General features: G+C 71.4%; 6 protein-coding genes. 1 reads left to right on the top strand and 5 read right to left on the bottom strand.

Going from position 1 to position 8,062, the window contains the following annotated elements:
- The 5 genes from IPZ69_RS45575 to metK all read right to left on the bottom strand — a co-directional run.
- Positions 1-630, bottom strand: a 630-nt coding sequence (locus tag IPZ69_RS45575; protein ID WP_235460814.1) for an adenosylhomocysteinase, incomplete at its 3' end; no start/stop codon positions are given.
- Positions 611-1,543 (bottom strand): methylenetetrahydrofolate reductase [NAD(P)H], encoded by a 933-nt coding sequence (gene metF / locus IPZ69_RS45580; protein WP_235460815.1) that lies wholly within the window; start codon positions 1,541-1,543, stop codon positions 611-613. The genes IPZ69_RS45575 and metF, both read right to left, overlap by 20 nt.
- Entirely contained in the window at positions 1,540-5,073 is a 3,534-nt protein-coding gene (metH, locus tag IPZ69_RS45585; protein ID WP_235460816.1) for a methionine synthase, read from the bottom strand. The genes metF and metH overlap by 4 nt, the downstream gene beginning before the upstream one ends.
- A complete protein-coding gene (locus tag IPZ69_RS45590; protein ID WP_235460817.1) occupies positions 5,070-6,053 on the bottom strand; it encodes a carbohydrate kinase family protein in 984 nt (327 codons plus the stop codon). The genes metH and IPZ69_RS45590 overlap by 4 nt, the downstream gene beginning before the upstream one ends.
- 14 nt (positions 6,054-6,067) lie before the next feature.
- Positions 6,068-7,276 (bottom strand): methionine adenosyltransferase, encoded by a 1,209-nt coding sequence (gene metK, locus IPZ69_RS45595; protein WP_235460818.1) that lies wholly within the window; start codon positions 7,274-7,276, stop codon positions 6,068-6,070.
- Positions 7,277-7,450: 174 nt separating this feature from the next.
- On the opposite strand from metK, the gene IPZ69_RS45600 reads away from it, so the two are divergent.
- Positions 7,451-8,020 (top strand): hypothetical protein, encoded by a 570-nt coding sequence (locus IPZ69_RS45600; RefSeq protein WP_235460819.1) that lies wholly within the window; start codon positions 7,451-7,453, stop codon positions 8,018-8,020.
- The last annotated feature ends 42 nt before the right edge of the window (positions 8,021-8,062 follow it).

Below are 8,062 nucleotides of genomic sequence, written 5' to 3' on the forward strand. Positions count from 1 at the left end.
CGGAAAGAGGAGCACGCCGTCGCGCTGCATCTCGTACAGACGGTGCACGCCCGTCGTGGTCTCCTCGGTGACACCGCGGATCTCCGAGGCGACGGCGGACCAGTCGAGGCCGCTGCGCTCCAACAGGGCGCGGATGACGACGAGTTCCTCGTTGTCGGGGGCCGGGAGCTCGCCCGTCTTGGCGTACTCGACGCCCTGGTGGACGAGGAGGGTGGCGTCACCCCCGTCGTCCAGGATCATGTTCGGACCGCCGGTGGGGCTGTCCGCCCAGGTCAGCGCCTGCTCGGTGCACCACCAGTACTCCTCAAGGGTCTCGCCCTTCCAGGCGAAGACCGGGATCCCGGCGGCGGCGATCGCAGCGGCCGCGTGGTCCTGGGTGGAGTAGATGTTGCAGGAGGCCCAGCGGACCCGGGCGCCGAGCGCGACCAGGGTCTCGATGAGCACGGCGGTCTGCACGGTCATGTGCAGGGAGCCGGTGATGCGGGCGCCGGCGAGGGGCTGAGCCTCGGCGTACTCCTCGCGGATCGCCATCAGGCCCGGCATCTCGTGCTCGGCGAGGGTGATCTCCTTGCGGCCGAACTCGGCCAGGGAGAGGTCGGCGACCTTGTGGTCAGGGGTGTTGGCGGGCATGCGCGGGCCTCTCGGTGCGGTGGGTCAGGTTGCGGTGGATGTCGAGGGTCGCCATGGAGCGGTTGAGGGTGATGTAGTGCAGGCCGGGCGCGCCCTCGGCGAGGAGCCGCTCGGCCAGGGCCGTGGCGTGGTCGACGCCGATGCGATGGGCGGTGTCGGGGTCGTCGCGGGCCGCCTCCAGGGCTTCGGCCAGGTCCCTCGGGAAGCGTGCGTCGCTCAGTTCCGCGAAACGCTGGATCTGGCGGGCGTGGACGGCCGGCATGATCTCCGGGATGATCGGCGTCTCGCAGCCGGCGGCCGCCACGCGGTCGCGCAGCCGCAGGTAGTCCTCGGCGTCGAAGAACATCTGCGTGATGGCGTAGTCGGCGCCGGCCCGGCACTTGGCGACGAAGTGCCGGATGTCGCTGTCCCAGTCGGACGAGCGCGGGTGACGCTCCGGGAAGGCGGCGACACCGATACTGAAGTCCCCCGCCGCGCGGACGAGTTCGACGAGCTGGTAGGCGTGGCGCAGGCCGTCGGGGTGCGCGGTCCAGGGGCCGCGCGGGTCGCCCGGCGGGTCGCCGCGCAGGGCCAGGACGTCGCGGATCCCGGCGTCGGCGTACTGGCCGACGATGTGGCGGAGCTCGGCCACCGAGTGGTCGACGGCGGTGAGGTGGGCGACCGGGCGCAGCGTCGTCTCGGCGGCGATCCGGCGGGTGACGGCGATCGTACGGTCGCGGGAGGAGCCGCCCGCGCCGTACGTCACCGACACGAAGGTGGGGGCGACGGCCTCGATCCGCCGGATCGCGTCCCACAGGGTCCGCTCCCCCGCCTCCGTCCTGGGCGGGAAGAACTCGAAGGAGTAGGTGCGGACTCCGGCGGCCAGCAGGTCCCGCAGGGAACCGGCCGACGAGGTGGTGGCGGCTGTGGTCATCGGTCGGTCTCCTCGGCCGGGCCGCCGGTCGTCTTGAAGTAGACGGCCTCCGGGTGGTGCAGGATCAGGGCGTCCGTGGACTGCTCCGGGTGCAGCTGGAACTCCTCGGAGAGCGTGACCCCGATGCGCTCCGGGCGGAGCAGGCCGACGATCTTGGCGCGGTCCTCCAGGTCGGGGCAGGCCGGGTAGCCGAGGGAGTAACGGCAGCCCTGGTAGTCGGTACGGAGCATGCCCGCCAGGTCCGCCGGGTCCCGCTCCGCGATGCCCAGTTCGGCGCGGACGCGGGCGTGCCAGAACTCGGCCAGCGCCTCGGTCAACTGCACGGACAAGCCGTGGAGTTCGAGGTAGTCGCGATAGGCGTCGGCGGCGAACAGCTCGTTCGCGGCCTCGGAGACGCGGTTGCCCATGGTGACCGTCGTGAACGCCACCACGTCCGTCTCCCCCGAGACCGAATCCACCGCGTCCTGGGGGCGGAAGAAGTCGGCGAGGCACAGGTACCGGTCGCGCTGCTGGCGCGGGAAGGTGAAGCGGGTGCGTTCCGTACCGTCCTCGTCGAGGACGATCAGGTCGTCGCCCTTGGAGACACACCGGAAGTAGCCGTGCACGACGGCCGCTTCGAGCAGGTTGTCGGTGTGCAGCCGGTCCAGCCAGGCGCGCAGCCGCGGCCGGCCCTCCGTCTCGACCAGTTCCTCGTACGAGGGTCCGCTCCCGCCGCGGGCGGACTTGAGCCCCCACTGCCCCATGAACGTGGCGCGTTCGTCGAGCCATGAGGCGTAGTCGGCGAGCGGGATGCCCTTGGTGACGCGGGTCCCCCAGAAGGGCGGGGTGGGGACCGGGTTGTCCGTGGCCACGTCCGAGCGGGCGGGCAGGGCACGCCGCTCCTCCCCGGCCCGGGGGGTGGCCGTCGCGCGCACCCGGCGGCGCTTGAGTTCGGGCAGTTCGGCTCCCGCCTCGCCGCGCTTGAGGGCGGTCAGGGTGTCCATCAGGCGCAGGCCCTCGAAGGCGTCCCGGGCGTAGCGCACCTCTCCGTCGTACATCGCGTGCAGGTCCTGCTCGACGTACGCCCGGGTGAGCGCGGCTCCGCCGAGGATGACCGGGTAGGTGGTGGCGAGGCCGCGGTCGTTGAGCTCCTGGAGGTTCTCCTTCATGATCATCGTGGATTTGACCAGGAGGCCTGACATGCCGATGGCGTCGGCGCGGTGCTTCTCGGCCGCCTCGACGATCGCGGAGACCGGCTGCTTGATGCCGAGGTTCACCACGTTGTAGCCGTTGTTGGTGAGGATGATGTCGACGAGGTTCTTGCCGATGTCGTGGACGTCGCCCTTGACCGTGGCCAGCACCAGGGTGCCCTTGCCGGAGGAGTCGGAGCGCTCCATGTGCGGTTCGAGGTGGCCGACGGCGGCCTTCATCACCTCGGCGGACTGGAGCACGAACGGCAGCTGCATCTGCCCGGAGCCGAAGAGCTCGCCGACGGTCCTCATGCCGTCGAGGAGGATGTCGTTGACGATCTCCAGGGCGGAGTGCCCGGTCAGCGCCTCGTCCAGATCGGCGGTCAGGCCGCCCCGCTCACCGTCGACGATGCGCCGGCGCAGCCGGTCGGCCAGCGGCAGCGCGGCCAGTTCGGCGGCGCGGGAGGCCTTCACCGAGCGGCTGTCGACGCCCTCGAAGAGCTCCAGATAGCGCTGGAGGGGGTCGTAGCCCTCGCTCCGCCGGTCGTGCACCAGGTCCAGCGCGCACTCCAACTGCTCCTGCGGGATGCGCGAGATGGGCAGGATCTTCGAGGCGTGCACGATGGCGGAGTCGAGTCCGGCGGCCACGCACTCGTGCAGGAAGACCGAGTTGAGGACGGTGCGGGCGGCCGGGTTGAGCCCGAAGCTGATGTTGGAGAGGCCCAGGGTGGTCTGTACGTCCGGGTGGCGGCGCTTGAGCTCCCGGATCGCCTCGATGGTCTCGACGCCGTCGCGGCGGGTCTCCTCCTGTCCGGTGGCGATGGGGAAGGTCAGACAGTCGACGAGGATGTCGCCCTCGGCCATCCCCCACTGGCCGGTGAGGTCGGCGATGAGGCGCTCGGCGACGCGCAGCTTCCACTCGGCGGTACGGGCCTGGCCCTCCTCGTCGATGGTGAGCGCGACGACGGCGGCACCGTGCTCGGTGACCAGCGGCATGATCCGCGCGAACCGGGAGTCGGGACCGTCCCCGTCCTCGTAGTTCACGGAGTTGACGACGGCCCGGCCGCCCAGCCGCTCCAACCCGGCCTCCAGGACGGCGGGTTCGGTGGAGTCGAGGACGACGGGCAGCGTGGAGGCGGTGGCGAGTCGGCCGGCGAGCTCCACCATGTCGGCGACGCCGTCGCGGCCCACGTAGTCGACGCACAGGTCGAGCAGATGCGCGCCGTCGCGGATCTGGTCGCGGGCGATCTCCACGCAGGCGTCCCAGTCCTCGCGGACGAGGGCCTCGCGGAACGCCTTGGAGCCGTTGGCGTTGGTGCGTTCGCCGATGGCCAGGTAGGAGGTGTCCTGCCGGAACGGCACGGAGGTGTAGAGGGACGCGGCGGCCGGCTCGGGGCGCGGGTCGCGGCGCGCCGGTTCGAGGTCGCGTACGGCCTCGGCGACCTGGCGCAGATGCTCGGGCGTGGTGCCGCAGCAGCCGCCGACCAGGCTGAGACCGTGCTCGGTGACGAACTGGCGGTGGGCGGCGGCGAGTTCCTCCGGGCCGAGCGGGTAGTGGGCGCCGTCGGCGGTGAGCACGGGCAGGCCCGCGTTGGGCATCGCGGAGATGCCGGTGCGGGCGTGCCGCGACAGGTGACGCAGGTGCTCGTTCATCTCGGCGGGGCCGGTGGCGCAGTTGAGGCCGATCAGGTCGATGCCGAGGGGTTCGAGGGCGGTCAGGGCCGCGCCCGTCTCGGAGCCGAGCAGCATGGTGCCGGTGGTCTCGACGGTGATCTGCACGAACAGCGGCAGGTCCGCACCCGCCCTGCGCAGGGCGCGGCGGGCGCCGATCAGGGCGGCCTTGGTCTGCAGCAGGTCCTGGGTGGTCTCGACGAGCACGGCGTGCGCGCCGCCCGCGATCAGGCCCTCGGTCTGCTCCTGGTAGGCGTCGCGCAGAGCGGCGTACGGGGCGTGCCCGAGGGTGGGCAGTTTGGTGCCGGGGCCGACCGAGCCGAGGACCCAGCGGGGCCGTTCGGCGGTGCTGTGGCCGTCGGCGACCTCCCGGGCGAGCCGGGCGCCGGCCTCGGCGAGTTCGCGGATGCGGGAGGCGATGTCGTACTCGCCGAGGTTGGCGAGGTTGGCGCCGAAGGTGTTGGTCTCGACGCAGTCCACGCCCGCGGCGAAGTAGGCGTCGTGGACGGAGCGCACGATGTCGGGGCGCGAGACGTTGAGGATCTCGTTGCAGCCCTCGTGGCCCTGGAAGTCGTCGAGCGTCGGCTCCCGGTCCTGGAGCATGGTGCCCATGGCGCCGTCGGCGACGACCACCCGGGTGGCGAGGGCGTCCCGCAACTGCTGTGCGGTCGCGCTGCGTTGGGCGCTCACAGGGCGGCCTCCAGGAACGGGACGAGGGCGGCGGCGGCCGGCTCGCCGTAGCCCTCGACGAGCCTGGCGGTCACGGTCGTACGGTCCAGGACGTACTCCTGGGGGCCCGGGGCTTCGAGGGCGAGGCCGGCCAGGACGCAGCCGAGGCGGGCCGCCGTCGGTTCGGGCAGGTCCGCGGCGAGCCCGGCGAGGAAGCCCGCGCGGAACGCGTCGCCGACGCCGGTGGGGTCGGCGGCCTCGCGCACCCGGGTGGCCGGGACGGTGACGGCGGGTTCACCCGCGCGCTCGATGCGGACGCCGTCCGCGCCGAGCGTGGTGACCCAGGAGCCGACCCGGTCGAGGATCTGACCGCTGGTCCAGCCGGTGCTCTCCCGGACGAGCACGGACTCGTAGGCGTTGGTGAACAGGCGGTCCGCGCCGTCGACGAGGGTGCGCACCGCCTGCGGGTCGAGGCGGGCGAGCTGCTGCGAGGGGTCGGCGGCGAACGGGATGCCGAGCCGCCGGCACTCCTCGGTGTGGCGGACCATCGCCTCGGGGTCGTTCGGCGAGATCAGCACCAGGTCGAGGCCGCCGAGCCGCTCGGCGACCGGGGCGAGGGCCAGGGTGCGGGCCTCGGCCATGGCTCCCGCGTAGAACGTGGCGATCTGGTTCTGCGCCCGGTCGGTCGTGCACACGAAGCGGGCGGTCTGCGCGGTGGGCGACACATGGACGGAGTCGGTGTCGACGCCGTGCTCCTTCAGATGGACCTGGTAGTCGGCGAAGTCCGGCCCCACGGCGCCGACCAGGACCGGGGAGAGCCCCAACTGGCCGAGTCCGTAGGCGATGTTGGCGGCCGCTCCGCCGCGGCGTACCTCCAGGGTGTCGGCGAGGAAGGAGAGCGAGACGTTCGACAGCTCACCGGGGACCAGGTGGTCGGTGAAGCGGCCGGGGAACGTCATCAGATGGTCGGTGGCGATGGAACCGGTGACGGCGATCCGCATGAGCCCGCCCCCGCTCAGCCGGTGGCGGCCTGGCGGAGCTTGTCCGCCCGGTCGGTGGCTTCCCAGGTGAAGTCGGCGCCGATGCGCCCGAAGTGGCCGTACGCGGCGGTCTGCGCGTAGCGCGGGCGCAGCAGGTCGAGGTCGCGCACGATCGCGGCCGGGCGCAGGTCGAAGACGTCCGTGACGGCCTGCTGGATCCGCTCGACCGGCACGGTCTCGGTGCCGAACGTCTCGATGAACAGGCCGACCGGGGCGGCCTTTCCGATGGCGTAGGCGACCTGTGCCTCGCAGCGCCGGGCGAGACCGGCGGCGACCACGTTCTTGGCGACCCAGCGCATCGCGTACGCGCCGCTGCGGTCCACCTTGGAGGGGTCCTTGCCGGAGAACGCGCCGCCGCCGTGGCGGGCCATGCCGCCGTACGTGTCGACGATGATCTTCCGTCCGGTCAGGCCGGCGTCGCCCATCGGGCCGCCGATCTCGAACCGGCCGGTGGGGTTGACCAGGAGCCGGTGCCCGGTGGTGTCCAGGTCGAGGCCGGCCAGGGCGGGCTCGATGACGTGCTCGCGCAGGTCGGGGACGAGCAGCGCGTCGAGGCTGATGTCCGGGGCGTGCTGGGAGGAGACGACGACGGTGTCCAGGCGGACCGGGCGGTCGCCCTCGTACTCGATGGTGACCTGGGTCTTGCCGTCCGGGCGCAGATAGGGCAGCGGGCCCTCCTTGCGGACCTCGGCCAGACGGCGGGCGAGGCGGTGCGCGAGCGCGATGGGCAGTGGCATCAGCTCGGGGGTGTCGTCGCAGGCGTAGCCGAACATCAGGCCCTGGTCGCCGGCGCCTTGCCGGTCGAGCTCGTCGACCTGGGCGGCAGTGATGGCGCCCTCCACGCGGCTCTCGTAGGCGTCGTCCACGCCCTGGGCGATGTCGGGCGACTGGGCGCCGATGGAGACGGAGACGCCGCAGGAGGCACCGTCGAATCCCTTGGCCGACGAGTCGTAGCCGATGCCGAGAATCGTCTGGCGGACCAGCGTGGGGATATCGACGTAGGCGGCGGTGGTGACCTCGCCGGCGATGTGCACCTGGCCGGTGGTGATCAGGGTTTCCACCGCGACGCGGGCGCCCCGGTCCTGGGCGAGAAGTGCGTCGAGAATGGTGTCGCTGATTTGGTCGGCGATTTTGTCGGGATGGCCCTCGGTCACCGACTCCGAGGTGAACAGTCGACGGGACACGCTTTCCTCCAGCCGTTCCCTGAGCCGGAACGGGCCTAGTCCGGGAATTGTTGTCGCAAGAGCGTGCGTCGGCTTGGTTGGGGACGGCTAAAGTGCGTGTTCTTTTCCGGTGTTTTCCGCTTTAGCGCCCCGCAAGGAACGGCTGACTCAATGGCGGGTAGAAAGGAGCTTTCCATGACCCGCTACCTCATCAGCTTCCTACCTTGGATCGCCTACGCCGCGATCGCGACGAGCGACGAGTGGCGCAGCGGCGCGGAGTGGGGACTGGCGATCGCCGCGTTCGTGATCTTCCGGGGACGCAAGTCGGGCAAGCAGTGGGACGAGATGGTGATCGAGGTGAGTGCCCTCGCGTTCTTCGCGGGCATCACCTGGCTCTCGTACAAGCAGCCCGACTCCAACCTGATCCCCTACGGCCCTGCCCTCGTGGACGCCTGGCTCGCCGCCACGGCGTTCGGTTCGCTGCTCATCGGGCGGCCGTTCACGCTGGGTCTGGCGCGAAAGATCGCGCCGGAGCATGTGTGGAAGACGAAGGCGTTCTTCCGCACGAACGCGACGATCACCACTGTGTGGGGGGTGTCCTTCCTCGTCGCGGCCGGTGCGCTGGCCGTGCTGATCAAGGCCGATCCGCACGCCACCACCGCCGCCATCGTCATCAAGGTCGTCACCTTCATCGTCCCCGTCCTGTTCACCATGCGCTATCCCGCCATCGCCGCACAGAAGGCTCGGCAGGCCACGGTTCACTGACGTGGTCTTGCGCGGTCATTGAGCGCCGTTGCCCGGAAGTCT

It is taken from the genome of Streptomyces olivochromogenes, from assembly GCF_021538895.1.
GTDB classification, from domain to species: domain Bacteria; phylum Actinomycetota; class Actinomycetes; order Streptomycetales; family Streptomycetaceae; genus Streptomyces; species Streptomyces olivochromogenes_A.